Source organism: Erythrobacter cryptus DSM 12079, assembly GCF_000422985.1.
GTDB lineage: Bacteria > Pseudomonadota > Alphaproteobacteria > Sphingomonadales > Sphingomonadaceae > Erythrobacter > Erythrobacter cryptus.
The window spans coordinates 1-16,976 of the sequence record NZ_AUHC01000005.1 but is presented as its reverse complement, the minus strand read 5'-3'; the positions used below and the strand labels follow the sequence as shown (position 1 = coordinate 16,976).

At 66.2% G+C, this 16,976-nt stretch carries 12 protein-coding genes and 3 pseudogenes; 7 read left to right on the top strand and 8 right to left on the bottom strand.

Annotation, left to right across the window (positions count from 1 at the left end; genetic code table 11):
* Window positions 1-7: 7 nt before the first annotated feature.
* The gene (locus G524_RS0104815; protein WP_027442694.1) at window positions 8-547 is read right to left on the bottom strand and encodes a SixA phosphatase family protein; all 540 of its coding nucleotides are present in this window, start codon (window positions 545-547) and stop codon (window positions 8-10) included.
* Complete coding sequence (locus G524_RS15010) at window positions 544-3,345, bottom strand: ATP-dependent DNA helicase (RefSeq protein ID WP_051220918.1); 2,802 nt, start codon at window positions 3,343-3,345, stop codon at window positions 544-546. The genes G524_RS0104815 and G524_RS15010 overlap by 4 nt, the downstream gene beginning before the upstream one ends.
* Window positions 3,346-3,472: 127 nt before the next feature.
* On the opposite strand from G524_RS15010, the gene G524_RS0104805 reads away from it, so the two are divergent.
* A complete protein-coding gene (locus G524_RS0104805; RefSeq protein WP_156894014.1) occupies window positions 3,473-5,092 on the top strand; it encodes a lysine--tRNA ligase in 1,620 nt (539 codons plus the stop codon).
* Between the two features lie 64 nt (window positions 5,093-5,156).
* Here the strand turns inward: G524_RS0104805 and G524_RS17185 are convergent, their stop codons facing one another.
* Window positions 5,157-6,314: an RcnB family protein gene (locus tag G524_RS17185; RefSeq protein WP_245561295.1), complete on the bottom strand. Its 1,158-nt coding sequence runs from the start codon at window positions 6,312-6,314 to the stop codon at window positions 5,157-5,159.
* Window positions 6,315-6,489: 175 nt separating this feature from the next.
* On the opposite strand from G524_RS17185, the gene G524_RS0104795 reads away from it, so the two are divergent.
* A complete protein-coding gene (locus G524_RS0104795; protein ID WP_027442692.1) occupies window positions 6,490-7,077 on the top strand; it encodes a pyridoxamine 5'-phosphate oxidase family protein in 588 nt (195 codons plus the stop codon).
* Here the strand turns inward: G524_RS0104795 and G524_RS0104790 are convergent.
* Both G524_RS0104790 and ettA read right to left on the bottom strand, forming a co-directional pair.
* On the bottom strand, window positions 7,074-7,757 hold the full coding sequence (locus G524_RS0104790) for a GGDEF domain-containing protein (RefSeq protein ID WP_027442691.1): 684 nt from the start codon (window positions 7,755-7,757) through the stop codon (window positions 7,074-7,076). The genes G524_RS0104795 and G524_RS0104790 overlap by 4 nt on opposite strands.
* Before the next feature lie 90 nt (window positions 7,758-7,847).
* Window positions 7,848-9,521: an energy-dependent translational throttle protein EttA gene (gene ettA, locus G524_RS0104785; RefSeq protein ID WP_027442690.1), complete on the bottom strand. Its 1,674-nt coding sequence runs from the start codon at window positions 9,519-9,521 to the stop codon at window positions 7,848-7,850.
* Window positions 9,522-9,734: 213 nt separating this feature from the next.
* Between ettA and G524_RS0104780 the strand changes: the two genes are divergently transcribed.
* The 3 genes from G524_RS0104780 (at window position 9,735) to G524_RS16790 (ending at window position 13,772) form a co-directional block, all read left to right on the top strand.
* Window positions 9,735-10,961: a GGDEF domain-containing protein gene (locus G524_RS0104780; RefSeq protein ID WP_169447831.1), complete on the top strand. Its 1,227-nt coding sequence runs from the start codon at window positions 9,735-9,737 to the stop codon at window positions 10,959-10,961.
* Window positions 10,958-12,388 (top strand): M20/M25/M40 family metallo-hydrolase, encoded by a 1,431-nt coding sequence (locus G524_RS0104775; protein ID WP_027442688.1) that lies wholly within the window; start codon window positions 10,958-10,960, stop codon window positions 12,386-12,388. The genes G524_RS0104780 and G524_RS0104775 overlap by 4 nt, the downstream gene beginning before the upstream one ends.
* A 241-nt stretch (window positions 12,389-12,629) precedes the next feature.
* A complete protein-coding gene (locus tag G524_RS16790) occupies window positions 12,630-13,772 on the top strand; it encodes a DUF4145 domain-containing protein (RefSeq protein ID WP_156894013.1) in 1,143 nt (380 codons plus the stop codon).
* A gap of 48 nt (window positions 13,773-13,820) precedes the next feature.
* On the opposite strand, the pseudogene G524_RS16550 reads toward G524_RS16790, so the two are convergent.
* The 3 genes and pseudogenes from G524_RS16550 to G524_RS17410 all read right to left on the bottom strand — a co-directional run.
* A pseudogene (locus G524_RS16550) lies at window positions 13,821-14,208 on the bottom strand (transposase); the annotation flags it as partial.
* 156 nt (window positions 14,209-14,364) lie between these two features.
* Window positions 14,365-15,609 (bottom strand): annotated as a pseudogene (locus G524_RS17180) (PAS domain S-box protein); the annotation flags it as partial.
* Window positions 15,557-15,889: a hypothetical protein gene (locus G524_RS17410; RefSeq protein ID WP_425387202.1), complete on the bottom strand. Its 333-nt coding sequence runs from the start codon at window positions 15,887-15,889 to the stop codon at window positions 15,557-15,559. The gene G524_RS17410 and the pseudogene G524_RS17180, both read right to left, overlap by 53 nt.
* A 28-nt stretch (window positions 15,890-15,917) precedes the next feature.
* Here G524_RS17410 and G524_RS16265 point away from each other — a divergent pair, with 28 nt between their 5' ends.
* The gene (locus G524_RS16265; protein ID WP_051220916.1) at window positions 15,918-16,253 is read left to right on the top strand and encodes a hypothetical protein; all 336 of its coding nucleotides are present in this window, start codon (window positions 15,918-15,920) and stop codon (window positions 16,251-16,253) included.
* Window positions 16,254-16,631: 378 nt separating this feature from the next.
* Window positions 16,632-16,976: pseudogene (locus G524_RS16535) on the top strand (transposase); the annotation flags it as partial.

The following is a 16,976-nucleotide window of genomic DNA, read 5'->3' as shown; positions in this document are numbered from 1 at the left end:
GACTGCGCTAGCCTTCGGGCGCCAGCGTGGGATCGAGATCGCGCGGACGGGTGAAGTGGACGAGCTTGCCGCAATAGCGCTTGAGCTCGGACCAATGGGAAATGTCGCATTCCAGCACGGCAAAGGCGGCGGTGGGAAATTTCGCCGCTGCCTCCCTGAACAGCGCGTTCTCCTTGGCCGGGGCGACAAGCTCGAGGATCACGTCCTGCAGCCCCGGATTGTGCCCGGAGATGAGGATCGCATCGGCCTCCTCGGCGCCGCTGCCGGCATGGGCCTCGATCGTCTCGAAGATGGTATCGACGCTGGCAAGATATAGCCGCTCGTCCCAGATCACCGGCATTTCGGGAAGGGCAGATTCGAGCGTCAGCTTCACCCGCACCGCGGGCGAGGCGATGAGCTTGTCCCATGTGACCGGGTGCTGGCGAATATGCGCGCCGATCAGCGCTGCGCCCTTGCGCCCGCGCGCGTTGAGGCCGCGATCGAAATCGCGCTGGCTGGTATCGTCCCAGTCCGACTTGGCGTGGCGCAGGAGACCGAGGGTTTTCATCGCTGCAAGGCTCCTCCCGCATCCGCATCCGCATCCGCATCCGCATCCGCCACGCCCCCAACACCAGCGGCGAGGGCTTGTAAAGCCTCATCGAGCGTCACCCGCCGCACCGGCGTGCCCTCGGGAAAGGCGCTGAGGAGGCGCGAGGGAAAGGCGGGTGAGAGCACCACGAAATGCCCGGCATCCTGCCCGGAGCGAATGAGGCGCCCGAAGGCCTGGGCAAGCCGCGCGCGGATGATGCGATCATCATAGGCGCTGCCCCCGCCGCTGCTTGCCGCCGCTGCCGCGCGCCGGGCGCGGTGGAGAATGTCGGGCCGGGGCCAGGGCACCTGTTCCAGCACCACGCAGCGCAGCGAATCGCCGGGCACGTCCACCCCGTCGCGCAGGGCATCTGTGCCGATCAGGCTGGCGCGCGGGTCCTCGCGGAAGATATCGACGAGCGTGCCGGTGTCGATCGGATCGACATGCTGGGCGTAGACCGGAAGCCCCGCCCGCGCGAGGCGATCGGCGATCCGGCCATGCACCGCGCGCAGCCGCCGGATCGCGGTGAACAGGCCGAGCACCCCGCCGCCCGAGGCCTCGATGATCCGGGCATAGGCACCGGCGAGCGCGGGCAGATCGCCCTTGCGGATATCGGTGACGATCAGCACCGCCGCGCGCGCGGCATAATCGAAGGGGCTGGCAACGGCCGAAAGCAGCGGGGTGCTGGCCACATGCGCGGCGCCCGAGCGGGCAATGGCGCTGGCCCAGCCATCCTCGCCGGCTGCGCGATCGGTAAGGGTGGCGCTGGTCAGCAGCACCCCGTGCGCCGGCTCGAGCACCACCTTGGCAAAGGGCTTGGTCGGATCGAGCCAGCGGCGGTGCAGCGCCACATCATATTCGCGCGCCTCGGCCCGCTCGACCGCGAGCCAATCGACGAATTCAGGATCTGCCGGCCCGCCGAGCCGGGCGAGCAGCGCTTCCCAGGCCGCCAGAAGATCGCAGCGCCAGGCAAGTGCAAAGCGCGTCCCTTCGATGCGCGCGCGGCCCTGCGCATCGAGCCAGTCGGGCGGATCGGCAAGGATCGCTTCGAGCCGGGCGGAGAGCCGCAGCAGCGGCAGGCGGATCGCGGCGAGTGCCTCACCCGCTGCACCGGCCGCCTCGATCATCTCGCCCGGCAGGCCCGCGGCCTCGGTCTCGATGCCATAGCCTGCCTCGGCCCCGCCGCTCTCGTCCCGAGCATAGACGAGCGCGCGCACCGCGGCGAGCAGCGCCTCGACCGGCCCGCTCGGGCTGCTTTCGACAAGGCGCTGGAGCCAGCCCTCGCCCGGCAGGGCTTGGCCCGCCTCGGCGGCAGCGGCGATGGCCTCGGCTCCGGCATCGTCATAGCTCGCGACATCCGCCAGCCTTGCAGCGAGCCCGCGCCGGCGCCCGCGTCCCTCGCGCTCGGGGCCGAGCAGCCAGCGCCGCAATTCGATCGCCTCCTGGCCCGAAAGGCTCACCGCAAAGGTCGAATCGGCAGCATCAAAGACATGGTGGCCTTCATCGAAGATCAGGCGGGTGGGGCGCAGGGCAGGGTCGCGCCCCCGGGCTGCCGCCACCATCACCAGCGCGTGGTTGGCGATCACCAGATCGGCCTGCGCGCTGTCGCGCACGGCGCGTTCGATGAAGCATTTGCGGTAATGCGGGCAGCCGGCATAGATGCACTCGCCGCGGCTGTCGGTGAGCGCGGCGATCCCGCGCCTGCGGAACAGCGTGGCGAGCCAGCCGGGCAGATCGCCGCCGATCATGTCGCCATCGCTGGTGTAAGCAGCCCAGCGCGCCACCAGCTGCGCCAGCACCGCCGCCCGCCCGCCAAAGCCGCCTTGCAAGGCATCCTCGAGATTGAGCAGGCAGAGATAGTTCTCACGGCCCTTGCGCACCACCACCGGGGGCGAGCCATCGGCGCGCCGGGCAGGCCAGGCGCGGCGCGCCTCGGCGCGCAACTGCCGTTGCAGGTTCTTGGTATAGGTCGAAACCCAGACCGTCCCGCCGCTCTCCTCGGCCCACAACGCCGCCGGGGCGAGATAGCCCAGGGTCTTGCCGATTCCGGTGCCCGCTTGGGCGAGCGCCAGATGCGGGCGCGCCGCTGCGGCGCGCGGGGCGAAGATGCGCGCCGCCTCGAGCGCATAGACGCGCTGGCCGGCGCGTTCCTCGGCGCCGGTGCCGGTGAGCCGCGCAAGCCGCGCGAGCACCGCCTCGGGGGCAAGGTGCACCTGCCGCGGGGCCGGGCGTTCGGGCGCTTCTTCCCACTCGGGCAGGCGGGCAAAGAGCCAGCGCTCGGCGCGTTCGGGCCGTGCGACATGGGGTTTCAGCACCGGAACCCAGGGCCAGCGCAGCCGCTCGAGCGCCTGCAGCGCGCTCCAGGCCCCGTCACGTTCGGGCCAGTCGTGGCTCTGGCAGGTGGCGATCAGCACCCCGGCAGCGCGCTGGAGCAGTTCGGGCACATCGTCCTCGCTCGCCGGCGGGGCGAGGCCCAGCGCCTCGGCCAGCCCGCGCGGGGTGGGTACGCAGAAGCGCGCCGGATGGACGAAGGCGAAGGCCTCGAGCAGATCAAGGCCGGAAAGATCGGGGTAGCCCAGCCGACTTGCCACCAGCGGCGCATTGAGCAGCAGCACCGGGGTGTCGGCGGCGGCCATGATCGCATCGCCCTTGGATGCCGCTCTGGTCGGCCCTTGCGCATCGCCGCGCAGCCAGGTTCCGGCATGGCTGGCGTGGAGCGCGGGAAGGGCGAGCACGGGCGGAATGGGCGGGGTAGGGGCACTCACGCGGGCGAGCATGGGCGAGGGCGCCGCGCTTGTAAATCCGGCGCCGCCTCGCAAGGAAGCGACACGGCAAGCCGCATCCATGCCGCGGCGGCCTTTGCTCTTGCCAGCGCTGCGTGCTTGGCAGATAGCGCGCCTCGCCATGACCATCAGCCAAGACGAACTGATTGCCGCCGCGCAGGTCTCCAAGGCCTGGCCGTTCCAGGAGGCCCAGCGCCTCGCCCGCCGCCTGCCGCACGGCAAGCCCGGCGGGGTGCTGTTCGAAACCGGCTATGGCCCTTCGGGCCTGCCGCATATCGGCACCTTCCAGGAGGTGCTGCGCACCACGCTGGTGCGGCGCGCCTATGAAACCCTGACCGGCGGGGCGCCAACCCGGCTGGTGGCCTTCTCGGACGATCTTGATGGGCTGCGCAAGGTGCCCGACAATGTCCCCAACCAGGCGATGCTGGCCGAGCACCTCGGCAAGCCCTTGTCGCGCATCCCCGATCCTTTCGGCAAGTATGAGAGCTTTGCCGCGCACAACAATGCGATGCTGCGCGACTTTCTTGATCGCTTCGGCTTTGAATACGAGTTCGTCAGCTCCTCGGAGTGCTACAATTCGGGCCGCTTCGACGATGCGCTGCGCAACGTGCTTGCGCATTATGATGCGATCATGGCGATCATGCTGCCGACGCTGGGCGAGGAGCGGCGCCGCACCTATGCGCCGGTCATGCCGATCAGCCCGACCACCGGCCAGGTACTGCAGGTGCCGATCGAGGTGGTCGATGCCGAGGCCGGGATCATTCGCTTTACCGATGCCGATGGCAGCCTGGTGGAGCAATCGGCGCTGGGCGGCCGGGCCAAGTGCCAGTGGAAGGTCGACTGGGCGATGCGCTGGGTCGCGCTTGGCGTTGACTACGAGATGTACGGCAAGGATCTCACTGACAGCGGCATCCAATCGGGCAAGATTGCCGAGGTGCTGGGCGGGCGCAAGCCGGAAGGGTTGATCTACGAGCTGTTCCTCGATTCCAAGGGCGAGAAGATCTCCAAGTCCAAGGGCAATGGCCTCTCGATCGAGGAGTGGCTGACCTATGGCAGCGAGGAATCGCTGGGTTTCTACATCTTCGCCAATCCCCGCAGCGCCAAGCAGTTGCACGCCGGGGTGATCCCCAAGGCGGTGGATGATTACTGGCAGTTCCGCAGCGCCATCCCTGGCCAGGATATTCACAAGCGTCTGGGCAACCCTGTGTGGCACCTGCTGCGCGCCAATGGGCGCCACGAGGGCGCCGATGCGCCGGGGCAGGGGGAGAGCCTGCCGGTGCCATACAGCCTGCTCCTTAATCTCGTTGGCGTGCTCGGCGCCGGGGCCACGCGCGAGGCGGTGTGGTCTTACCTTGGCAATTATGTCGCCAATGCCGATCCTGCTGCCCATCCGGCGCTCGATGCGCTGGTGACCAAGGCGATCGCCTATATCCGCGACATCATCGCCCCCACGCTGGTGCGCCGCGCGCCGGTGGGTGGCGAGATCGCGGCGCTGCAGGCGCTCGATGCGGCGCTCGCCGCGGTCGATCCGGCAACGGGCGCCGAGGAGTTGCAGACCCTCGTCTATGAGATCGGCAAGCAACCCGAATTCGGCTTTGCCAATCTGCGTGACTGGTTCCGGGCGCTTTATGAGACCCTGCTCGGCAGCGAACAGGGGCCGCGCATGGGCAGCTTCATCGCGCTTTATGGCATTGCCCCGACCCGCCAACTCATCGCCGAGGCGCTGGCGCGGGCCGAGTGATCGGCAAGAGGCACAAAGACCCCGCCGGCCTTGCGGCGCGGCGGGGGCTTCAGGGGGACTGATCTTACCAGAAGAAGTCGTAGATCACATCGACCACTTCGCCGGTGTAGATATCCACCAGCAGCACATCATCGTAATAGCGCACCCACTGATAGGGCCCATAGACCGGCGGCAGGCGGTAGGCCCAGGGATCGTTGATGAAGAAGCGCGGCTGGAAGAACAGGCTGTCGAGGAACAGCCCGATGCTCAGGCGTGAATAGCGATGGCTGCGGTAGGGCGGGAAATAGGGGCCGGGGCGGAACAGGAAATGGTTGCCCCGGCGATAATCGAACCAGTTGTAATTGCGATCATAGCGCCAGCCGCGATCCCAGCGGCGGAAATCACGCCGATCCCAGCCCGGGCGGCCCTGCCAGTTCCAGCGCCAGTCATCGCGGCGCCAGCGGCTGCGGCCCCAGTCATCATCGCGCCTGCCATCGCGCCAGCCGCCACGGCGACCATCGTTCCAGTCCCCACGGCGGCCATCGCCCCAGGTGCCGCGCCCATCCCGGCGCCCGTCTCCCCAGGTGCCGCGCCCGTCTCCGCGACGATCGTTCCAGTCGCCGCGGCCCCGGTCGCCCCAGCTGCCGCGGCGGTCATCGCCCTGTGCGATCTGTCCGGCGCGCCGGTCGCCGCGCTCCTCGATCCGGTCGGCGCGGACGTCGCTGCGGCGTTCGACCCGCGCGGCGGCACGATCGCGCCCACGTTCCTCAAGCCTGTCGGCGCGCCAATCGCCGCGCTCCTCGATCCGGTCGGCGCGGCGCTCGGCGCTCCGGTCGATCCGCCCGGCACGTGGCGGGGCGAGTTCGGCGGCGCCGAAGCGCGGCCGCGGCGCGACGCCTGCGGCAGGCGCGGCCGGGCGCATCGGCGCCTGGGACTGCTGCCAACCCGTCTGCGCCGGACGCGGGCCATCGAAACGCGGCGCGCGCGCGGCCTCGCGCCGTTCGAGGCGCGGCGGCGGTGCCGCACGCATCGCTTCGGCGGGCGCGGGAGCGCGGCGCATCTCACTCCGCCGCATCGGGCGATCGCTCTCGGTTCGGGCCTGGGCACGCGCCTGGGCGCGCGCCTCCATCCGGGCTTCGCGCGAATCCTGTGCTGTCACCGGGGCGGCGCCCAGCCCGGTGGCCAGCGCCAGGGCCAGTGCCATCAGCGACGCGCTGCGGGCGGGGAAGGGTATCATCATCATGGCCTCCAACTGCGCCGGCCCACCACACGCGGCTGATTTGAGAATCGGGCGATTATCCGCTGCAGACTGTCGCAGGGATGAACCGCTTCACCGATGTTCAGAAAAAATGCCGTATAAATGAATATCTCCCCCGGCAGCTTGACGTCGCGCCCCGACCGACCGATGGCGCCCTGCGATGTTCGCAAGCCTCGAGGATGTCCGCAAGGACTGCGCCCAGCGCCTGATTCGCGCCGCGCGCGATCGCCGCTCGGCGATGCATACCCCGGTGATCGTCACCGGCGATGTCGATGCCCGGGTGATGGTGCTGCGCGCCTTCGATCAGGCCGCCTGGAGCCTGCGCCTGCACACCGATGCCCGAGCCCCCAAGGCCGCGGTGATCGCGGGCGATCCGCGGGTCGCGGCGCTGTTCTATGATCAGGGCGCCAAGATCCAGATCCGCCTGCGCGGCACCGGCGAGATCCTCACCACCGGCCCTGAGGTCGATGCCGCCTGGACGGGGAGCACCCGCTTTGCCCGGCGCTGCTATCTCGGCGAGGGGCCGGGGGTGGTGTCATCCGGCCCGACCTCGGGCCTGCCCGGCGAAGTTGAGGGGCGAGAGCCGGAGGAGGCCGAGCTGGTCCCGGCGCGGGATCATTTTGCCCTGCTCAGGATCAGGATTGCCGTGATCGACTGGCTCTATCTTTCCCATACGGGCCACCTGCGTGCCCGCTTCACGCGCACGGACGAGGGAGCGGCCTGGCAAGGCTGCTGGCTGACGCCCTAGGCCACCTCGGGATCGCGCCCGGCCGAGGGGGCGGGAAGGCTAATGGGCTCGGCCGAGCTGCTCGCGGTGATGACCTCGGATGAGCCTCGCATGCGCGCGGCTGCCAGCGCGCGCCGGGCGCGCCGGGCGATCAGCACGGCATCCTCGTCCGATGGTGCGGCGCCGACCCCGAAGCTGGCGGCAAGCTGACCGCGCCGCCCGATCCCGGGCAGGCGCAGCTGCGAAAGCACCAGCCCCAGCCGCCGCGCGATCCGCACCCCCGCCTGCTCGTCGGCACCAGGCACAAGGATGGTGAAGCCCTCGCCGATCGTGCCATCACCAAGCGCGATGCGATCATGGCGGCGTAGGCTGGCGCGCATCACCGCGGCGATCTGCGCGCGCACCGCCTCGCGGGTGGGCGCGTCCCATTGCGCCTCGAGCGCGGCAAGCCCGTCGATGTGGCCATGGAGCACCGCCCGGCCGCTGCGGGGCTGGCGGCGCTCGACCCGGTTGATGAGGCGCGAAAGAGTGGCCGGCCGGAACAGCGCCCCGAGCGGATCGGCCTCGGCATCCGCTGTTGCGGGCGCCATCCTGCGATTGCGCCACTTGCCTGCCCAGACAGCGATCCCCGCGCCGAGGCCGAGCGAGCCCGCGCTCAGCGCCGCTGCCACCTCGAACGGCACATTGATCCCTGTTGCCACGCCCCGCTTCCTTCTTGCGACCCCTTGTCTATGCGGCGCAAGGTGGAGGCGGGCTGATTAACAGCGGGTAAAGGACACCCTTCCTGCGGCCTAGCGCGTCAGCTTCTTGTAGGCGAGCCTGGTCGGCCGGTCGGCGGCATCGCCGAGGCGCCGGCGCTTGTCCTCCTCATAGGCCTCGAAATTGCCTTCGAACCACTCGACATGGCTATTGCCCTCGAAGGCGAGGATATGGGTGGCAAGGCGATCGAGGAAGAAGCGGTCGTGGCTGATCACCACCGCGCAGCCGGCGAAGTTCTCGATCGCATCCTCGAGCGCGGCGAGGGTTTCGACATCGAGATCGTTGGTCGGCTCGTCGAGCAGCAGCACATTGCCGCCGCGCTTGAGCATCTTGGCCAGATGCACCCGGTTGCGTTCGCCGCCCGAGAGCTTGCCGACATTCTTCTGCTGGTCAGGCCCCTTGAAGTTGAAGGCCCCAACATAGGCGCGGGTGGACATGTCGTGGCCATTGACCTTCATGTAATCGAGCCCGTCGGAGATTTCCTCCCACACGTTCTTCGTCGGGTCGAGATGATCGCGGCTCTGATCGACATAGGCAAGGCGCACTGTCTCGCCGATCTCGATCGTGCCGCTGTCGGGCTGCTCCTGCCCGGTGATGATCTTGAACAGGGTTGATTTGCCCGCGCCGTTGGGGCCGATCACGCCCACGATGCCGCCCGGGGGCAGGGTGAAGGAGAGGTTTTCAAACAGCAGCTTGTCGCCATAGGCCTTGGAGATGTTCTTGGCCTCGATCACCTTGCCACCCAGCCGCTCGGGCACCTGGATGACGATCTGCGCCTTGCCCGGGCGGCGATCGTTCTGGGCTTCCTGGAGCTGCTCGAACTTGCGGATGCGCGCCTTGGACTTGGTCTGGCGCGCAGCCGGGGTCTGGCGGATCCATTCGAGCTCGCGCTGGAGCGCCTTCTGCCGCCCGGATTCCTCGCGCGCCTCCTGTTCGAGCCGCTTGGCCTTCTTTTCGAGGTAAGTGGAATAGTTGCCTTCGTAGGGATAATAGGAGCCGCGGTCGAGCTCGAGGATCCAGCCAACCACGTTGTCGAGGAAATAGCGGTCGTGGGTGATCATCAGCACCGCGCCGGGATATTCCTTGAGGTGGTTTTCGAGCCACTGGACGCTCTCGGCATCAAGGTGGTTGGTCGGCTCGTCGAGCAGCAGGATCGAGGGCTTCTGGATCAGCAGCCGGGTGAGCGCCACGCGGCGCTTTTCCCCCCCCGAAAGATTGGCGACGCTGGCATCGGACGGCGGGCAGCGCAGCGCTTCCATCGCCACTTCGAGCTGGTTGTCGAGCGTCCAGCCATCGACCGCATCGATCTTGTCCTGGAGCTCGCCCATCTCGGCGGCCAGCGTGTCGAAATCGGCATCCGGCTCGCACATCAGCGCGCTGATCTCGTTGAAGCGATCGACCATGTCGGCGATGTGACGCGCCCCGTCCTTGACATTCTCGAGCACGTTCTTGTTCGGATCAAGCTCGGGCTCCTGCGGCAGATAGCCCACGGTGATGTTCTCGCCCGGCCAGGCCTCGCCCGAAAAATCGGTGTCGATCCCGGCCATGATCTTCATCAGCGTGGATTTGCCCGCGCCGTTGGGGCCGACAATCCCGATCTTGGCGCCCTGGTAAAACTGCAGGTTGATGTTGTTGAGCACCGGCTTGCTGGCGCCGGGGAAGGTCTTGGTCATGCCCTTCATCACATAGGCATATTGCGCGGCCATCACTTGTCCTTCGGGTGGAGGGAAACGTGCGCCGCAGATAGGGCGGGGCGCGGGCAAGAGCAAGGCGGGAGGCGGGCCGCCGTGCCGGGCGTCACCCGGGCACGGATTTAGGCGCCTGTTAACCCGCTTGGCTTACCCGTAAGCAAGGGTGGTGGGCCAAGCTGGCGGGGGATGGCCGTGTTCGATCAGATTGTCGGATTGGTCAATCCGGGCATGTCGCTGATTTTCGCGGGCGGCGGCCTTGCGCTGTGGCTGCGCGAACGCCAGCTGCGTTATATCCTCGGCTATGTGCTCGCCGCGCTGCTTTTGGGCACCAGCTTTGCCATCAATCACTACAGCCCCGATCCCGGCCATCGCCTCGTGCAGATGGCGGTGGCGGCGCTCTCGATCTCCTCGGTGATCGCGCTGGTGGCGAGCATGTGCCAGCGGCTCGGCCAGCCGGTGCCGCTGCGGCTGTGGGCGGGGGCAGGGCTGGTTGCAGTGGTGCTGGTGGGCCTTGCCGATCACCGGCGCGATGTCAGCGCCAGTCTGCTGGCGGTCAACCTGTGCTGCGGCCTCGTGATGGTGATGGGCACGCAGATCATGGCCCAGGCCCGATCGCACCAGCTGGTTGACCGGCTGCTTGTGTGGATCTTTGCCATCGTTGCCGCACAATTCTTCCTGCGCCCGATCGGGGTGCTCATGCTCGGCGGGCCGATGTCAACCGCGGCCTATCGCGACAGCGCCGGCCATGCCGTGCTGGTGCTTACCGCAGCGATCCTCACCCTGGTGCTGACCGCGGCGATCCTGGCGGCCACCATCTCCGACCAGATCCGCGCGGTGCGCCAGGTGGTGCGCAAGGACGAGCTGAGCGGGCTTTTGCGGCGCGACAGCTTTGACGAGGAAGCCCGCGATCTCATCGCCCGGGCGCGGGCCGAGGGGCGGCCGGTGAGCATGGTGATTGCCGATATCGACCACTTCAAACAGATCAATGATGCGCTTGGCCATCCTGCTGGCGATGCGGTGATCCGCGCCTTTGGCAGCATCATGGCGGCATCGATCCGGCCCACCGATCTTGCCGGGCGGATCGGCGGGGAGGAGTTCGGCCTCATCGCCTGGGATTGCCCCGCGGCGCCGGCCGCCCATCTGGCCGAGCGGCTGCGCGCGGCGCTCGCCGCCCGCCCGGTCGAGGCTTTGGGCGCGCAGATCGCGCTCACCGCCAGCTTCGGTGTGGCCACGCTGCGGCCGGGCGAGGCCTATGGCGATCTTTATGCCCGCGCCGACAACGCGCTCTATCAGGCCAAACGCGCCGGGCGCGACCGGGTGGTGGTCGCAGGGGCGCTGCCCGCGGCACGGCTGGCGACAAGCGCGCCCTTGTCGGCCGAAAAGGAGGCAGGGCGCAGCGGCGGCAGCGAGGCGGGTGGACTTGGCATCGGGGGAGCGATAGCACGGCGGGCATGACCCGCCTTCACACCCGCACCCCCACCGCGCTGGCCGCGCTCCTGCTCGCCTCTGCCGCTCCCTTGGCTGCCAACACTCCGCCGCCGCCAAGCCTTGCGCAGCGCGCTGACATGGCGCTCGCCCATGATGACCATGCCTATGCCTTCATCGAGGGGCTGACTACCGAGGTCGGGCCGCGCCAGGCCGGGACCGAGGCCGAGGCCCGCGCGCGCGCTTGGGCCGCCGCCTGGCTGCGCCAGCACGGCTTTGCCAATGTCGCCATCGAACCCTTCATGATGGACACCTGGGTGCCCGGCGACATCGCCCGCGCCCGGGTGACCGCGCCCTTCGCGCAGGATCTGGTGCTGCTGCCGCTCGGCAATTCCGCCGCCACTCCGGCGGGCGGGATCGAGGCCGAGGTGGCCTTCTTCCCCAGCCTCGATGCGCTGCGCGCCGCGCCCGAGGGCAGCCTCAAGGGCAAGATCGCCTATATCAGCCACCAGATGCGCCCGAGCCAGGATGGCTCGCATTATGGCTTTGCCGGGCCGGTGCGCTGGGTTGGCCCCGGCATTGCCGCAAGCAAGGGCGCGATCGGCGCGGTGATCAAGTCGATCGGCACCGATCACCATCGCAATCCGCACACCGGTGGCACCAGCTTCCCCCCCGGGGTGGCGGCGATCCCGGCGGCGGCGCTGAGCCTTCCCGATGCGGAGAACCTCGAACGCATGTTTGCCCGCGCCGCCGGCCGGCCGGTGAAGCTCAGGCTCGAGCTCAACCCGCGCCAGCTCGGGCACACCGAGAGCGGCAACGTGGTGGGCGAGATCCCCGGCACCAACCCGCTGCTGCCGCCGGTACTGCTCGCCTGCCATCTCGACAGTTGGTGGAACGCGCCGGGCGCCTTCGACGATGCGGCCGGGTGCGGGATCATCATTGCCGCGGCAAGGCAGGTGGCCGCCAGTCGGCCGCTGCGCACCATTCGCGTGCTGCTCGCCGGAGCGGAGGAAACGGGCCTTTGGGGCAGCCGCGCCTACAGCGCCGCGCACCTTGCCGAGCCGATCGCCGTGGGCCTCGAAAGCGATTTCGGGGCAGACCGCATCTGGCGCATCGATACCAATTTCCGGGAGAGCAACCCGGCGCTCCACCAGCGCCTTGCCGCCGCGGTGGCGCGCTTTGGGGTGGCGGCGGGGAGCGACCCGGCCACCGGCGGGGCTGACCTTAACATCGTGCGCGACCAGAAGGGCGCGCTCGTCGATCTTCAGCAGGACGGCACCCGCTATTTCGACCTCCACCACACCCCCGACGACACGCTCGACAAGATCGACCTTGCCCAATTGCGCCAGAACGTCGCCGTGTGGACCGAGGTGGTCGGCATCCTTGCCAACGAGAGCACAGCGATCCTCACCGGAGCGCCCGTCCCCTCCGCGCCGCCGATCATGGAGCAGCGCTGAGGACAGATCGGCAATCTCGGCCCGCATAGCTGGCAGGGCTCATTGCTTTTCCCGCCCATATTCGGCCTGATGCGGCGTCTTGTCTGCCGGAGCACGTGGGGGTCGGCAATGCGAGCGTGCATGTCTTCGTCATGCTGACGCAATGACGACGCACCGACCGCAAAGCCCATTACAGTAAGGAACTTTCTGATCGCATGAAGCACCCTGCGGGTATATGATCACGGGATCGTGATCAAGATCTATGGGGATTCTGGCCGTGTTGTCAGATGAAGATTATCAAGAGATTGAAAATTTTTTGACGAGCTTTTCCAAATTGAAGGAGCTATGCGAAAATGAACCTTCAATTTTGGCTAGTATATTCACTTCTGATGATAGTTTAATTGACGTATGTGTTCAATGTGTAAGTTCTTACTGTTATCTAAATGACACATTACGAAATTCAAATGAAACTATTTTGCTCAATTTTGATCAATATTTTATTGAAAATTTTAGGGATTTTGAAAACAGATATATTTTTGTATGCTTAATTTATTCGTCTAAGAAGATCAATCCGGATGCATCCGAACATATCAACAAAATTTTGAAGGGTCTTGATAAAGAAACTTGTAAATTTTGGTCAAATCTTCCAAATTTACGCTCTTCAATGAAAATTGAATGGGAGGATCATAACGAAAAGGCTAAAGAATATATTAAATACTTTAGTCATGCCGAAACTTTTGGTAACGGATTGATGATTTACCTTCAGAATGACAATAGATTAAAAAATTATTTGTCCAATCTCGAAGGTGATGGAATTTTTGATGAAAACTCGATTGAGTATGCAGATAAGGGATTTGAATTAATGAGTAGTATTTATTCTTTAGATGATTTATTTAATTCCGAAGAATCAGAATTTTACATACATGATGAAAATTACTATAAAATAGATCTAAAGGGTCTATTCAGAAGAAGAGAACTTATTCCTCATGTGATGGTTCCTCAAAAATTATCATCTGGAGAAACGTCAGATTTGAAAGTTTCAATGTATAGTTTGCTCAGAGAAGCTCATCGTGCCTTCTTGTTTGGCGCGTATTTTGCTGCGATTTCGATGCTCCGGTCCGTTATGGAGGTCTTGCTTAGAGACCACTATGGGCTTGGAGGCGTCAATGCAAATGGGTTGCCAAAGAGTCTCTATGAAATGATTGAAGATGCGGAGGGCCTATTACCAGAAAGAGTTTGGACCTTTCATTTGCACAGAATCCGTAAAAAGGCGAACCAAATACTTCATGGTTATTATAGAAAAGATTCTCGTTCAAAAGAGGAATCCATCGCAGATATTGAGATCGAGATCGTTGAATGCATTCATACCCTCAGGCATCTTATTGAAGGCATTCCCCGTTCTTAATTTGGGCCTTTGGGTTTGATTGCAAGGATTGAGGGGCCGTATCGAATTTCAAGCTGATCGTGCCAATCGGCGGATCATGAGCATGGCGGCGGTGTAGAGGAAGGCTGCTGCGGATTTGAGGGTGGCGTCGACATCCGTGGCGAGGCGGTGGTTACGGTTGATCCAAGCGAAGAAGCGCTCGACCACCCAGCACCGGGGCAGCACGACGAGGCCGGATTGTCCGGCGATCCTGCTGACGATCTCGACGGTAATGCTGGTGGCCTGGGTGACACGGTGATGGGTGTAGCCGCCATCGGCCCAGACCCTCTCGATGAAGGGGAAGAGGCCGCGCGAGACTTGCAGGAGAGCGCCGCCACCGTCTCGGTGCTGGGCATCGGTGCTTCGCGGCTCGACAAGCAGGAGCCCCGCCTTCCGTATCGACCAGAGCATGGCGCTCATCAGCCTCGCGCTTGGCTTTGCGCAGTGGCTGGCGCGCTTCTCGCTTGCCGGCCTGGTGCTCGCCGCCTTTGGAGAGGCGTGGCACCCGGCGCTCTATTGGCTGCTCCAATATCTGGCGCAGGCGATCAGCTCGCTTGCGCCCACCCCCGGCGGCAAGGCGGGTGAAAGGCTGGAACAGGCTGCCTGCCTGTTCGGGGGTGATGCCGATGCCGGTGTCGCTCACCGCAACCCGCGCCCGCCCTTCGTAACGGCTTGCGCTGACGTGCACCTCGCCGCCCTCGCGGTTGTATTTGACGGCGTTGCTGAGCAGGTTGAGCAGCTCCTGGAGCAGCCGGCGCCGGTCGGCGGCCACCGGCGAATCAGTCTCGACCAAGTTGGTGATGGTGATCGCGCGGCTCTCGGCCTCGGGCAGCGACAGCCCCACCGGCTCGGCGATGATCGGCCCCAGCGGCACCGGAACCACCGCGAGCCCGAGCTTGCTCGCCTCGATCCGGGCGATGTCGAGCACCTCGTCGATCAGCGCCAGCAGGTGGCGGCCGGCGCGCAGGATCTGCTCGATGCTCTGCGCGTCGGTCTCGCTGCGGGCCGAAGGATCGAATTCGAGCAAGTGCGCAAAGCCAAGGATGGCGTTGAGCGGCGTGCGCAGCTCGTGGCTCATGCGCGAGAGGAACAGGCTCTTGGCGGTGCTGGCCTGTTCGGCCTCCTGCCGCGCCAGTTCCAGCGCTTCCTGGGCCGGGTGGCGCTCGGTCATGTCGCGGGTGACCTTGGAAAAGCCGCGTAGTTCGCCCTGGTCGTCGCGCAGCGCGGTGATCACGACATTGGCCCAGAACAGCGTGCCGTCCTTGCACATCCGCCAGCCTTCATCCTCGGTGCGGCCTTCGCGCTCGGCATCGGCAAGGTTCCTCATCGAGCGGTCATAGCCATCCTCGCCGGGATAGAAGGTGGAGAAATGCCGCCCGAGGATTTCCTCGGCCCGCCAGCCCTTGATCCGCTCGGCCCCGGTGTTCCAGCTGGCCACGCGGCCCTCGGGATCGAGCGCGAAGATGCCGTAGTCGCGCACGCCCTCGATCACCAGCCGCAGGCGCTCCTCGCCTTCGCGCAGCGCCTGTTCGCGCGCGCGCAGCAGCCGGCTGGCCTCGAGCAGGCGTGCCGCGAGCAACCCGATCTCGTCGCGCCCGGCCTCGCGCGCATCGAGCGCTTCGCCCTGCGCCAGCAGCACCGCATCGCGCTCGAGCCGCTGCACCCGGCGAACGATCCCGCTGGAAAAGAGGAACACCGCAAACAGGCTGCCGATGAGGCCCGCGAGCGTCAGCAGGCCGGTGGCAAGCAGGCCGTTGCGGCGCACCTCATCGAGCCGGTCCTGCCGCGCTGCCAGGAGTTCGCGCACGCGCTCCTGCATCGCCTCGATCTCGCGCCGCAGGGCATCGAGCACCTGCTTGTTGGCGGCAAGACCCGCCGCGATTTCGCGGTCGCCGATGATGTTCGCGCCGCTGCGATCGCGCGCGGCGAGCAGCATCGCCAGCCCCTCGCGCTTCTGGCTTGCGAGCGCCTCGATCCGGGCGAGGTGGCTTGCTGCCTCGGCATCGCGGATCGAGCGGCGCAGCCGAGCGGTAACCTGCGGCACCTCGCGCATAGGGCTCGAGAAAGCGCGGCTTGCCGGTGAGCAGATAGCCACGCACCCCGCTCGAGGCCTCGGGTCAGCAGCGCATGAACCTTGTTGACATCGTTCTGGATGGCAATCGTCAGGCGCACGTCCTGCTCGGCGCGCACCAGTTCGGCCAGCAGCCCGGCAAGGCGCGCTTCGCGGGCCCGGGCAGCCAGCGGCCCGCTGATCAGCTGCGCCACGATCGCCACCGCCTCCTCGTCCTCGGCGGAGGGCCTGGTGACCGGCTGATCGAGCACCAGGGTGCCGACCGATATCCCGCCGCTGCTCTCGGCACCGAGCGGCAGGCACAGCGCCGCGCCATCGGTGTCGCCATCCGCACCATCGGCGATGATCCGCCCGCGGCCAAAGCCGGCAAGGTGCGCGGCCTGCTGCGCTAAGGTGCAGGCCGTCTGCGCGATGGCCTCGGGCGGGCTTGCGGCAAGGGCGCGGCCTGCCTCGACGATCACCCGCAGCCGCGCCGCGCGCGCCTCTGCCGCGCGGTAGAGCGCGCGCAGCTCGGCGGCAGTCTCACCGCTCAAGGGGGATGGAACGGCGGTTGCCATGCCATAAGATTCGAGGCTTCAGGCGGCTTTGTCATATGCCAAGCGGCATAGGCCATCCGGCCCGCCGTGCGGGGGATGCGGCGCGGCGCGGATCGTGCGATCGAGCGGCGAGCAACACCCCAATCATGCACGGAGAGATGGACGCCTCGAAGAACCTCTCGCCTTTGAGGCGCTGATTTGATTCAATGGCCGCCGTATCGAACGGGGGCGATGGTGGTGGGTCAGCCTGGTTTCTTTGATCTGTCGGATCGGTATGCGGCGCTGAGCGCGGCGGGTGATCGGCTGGAGCGTTTGGCGTCGGTGGTGGATTTTGAAGTGTTGCGCGGGCCATTGATCGTGGCACTTCGGCGCAGCGAGCGGGGCAAAGGCGGGCGACCGCCGTTTGCCCCGTGATGATGTTCAAGATCCTGGTGCTGCAGGCGCTCTATTTGCTCTCCGACGAGGGATGCGAGTTCCAGATCAAGGACCGTCTGTCGTTCCAGCGGTTTCTGGGCCTGGGGCTCGATGGCCGGGTGCCCGATGCCACCACGGTATGGCTGTTCCGGGAGAGGCTGGTGC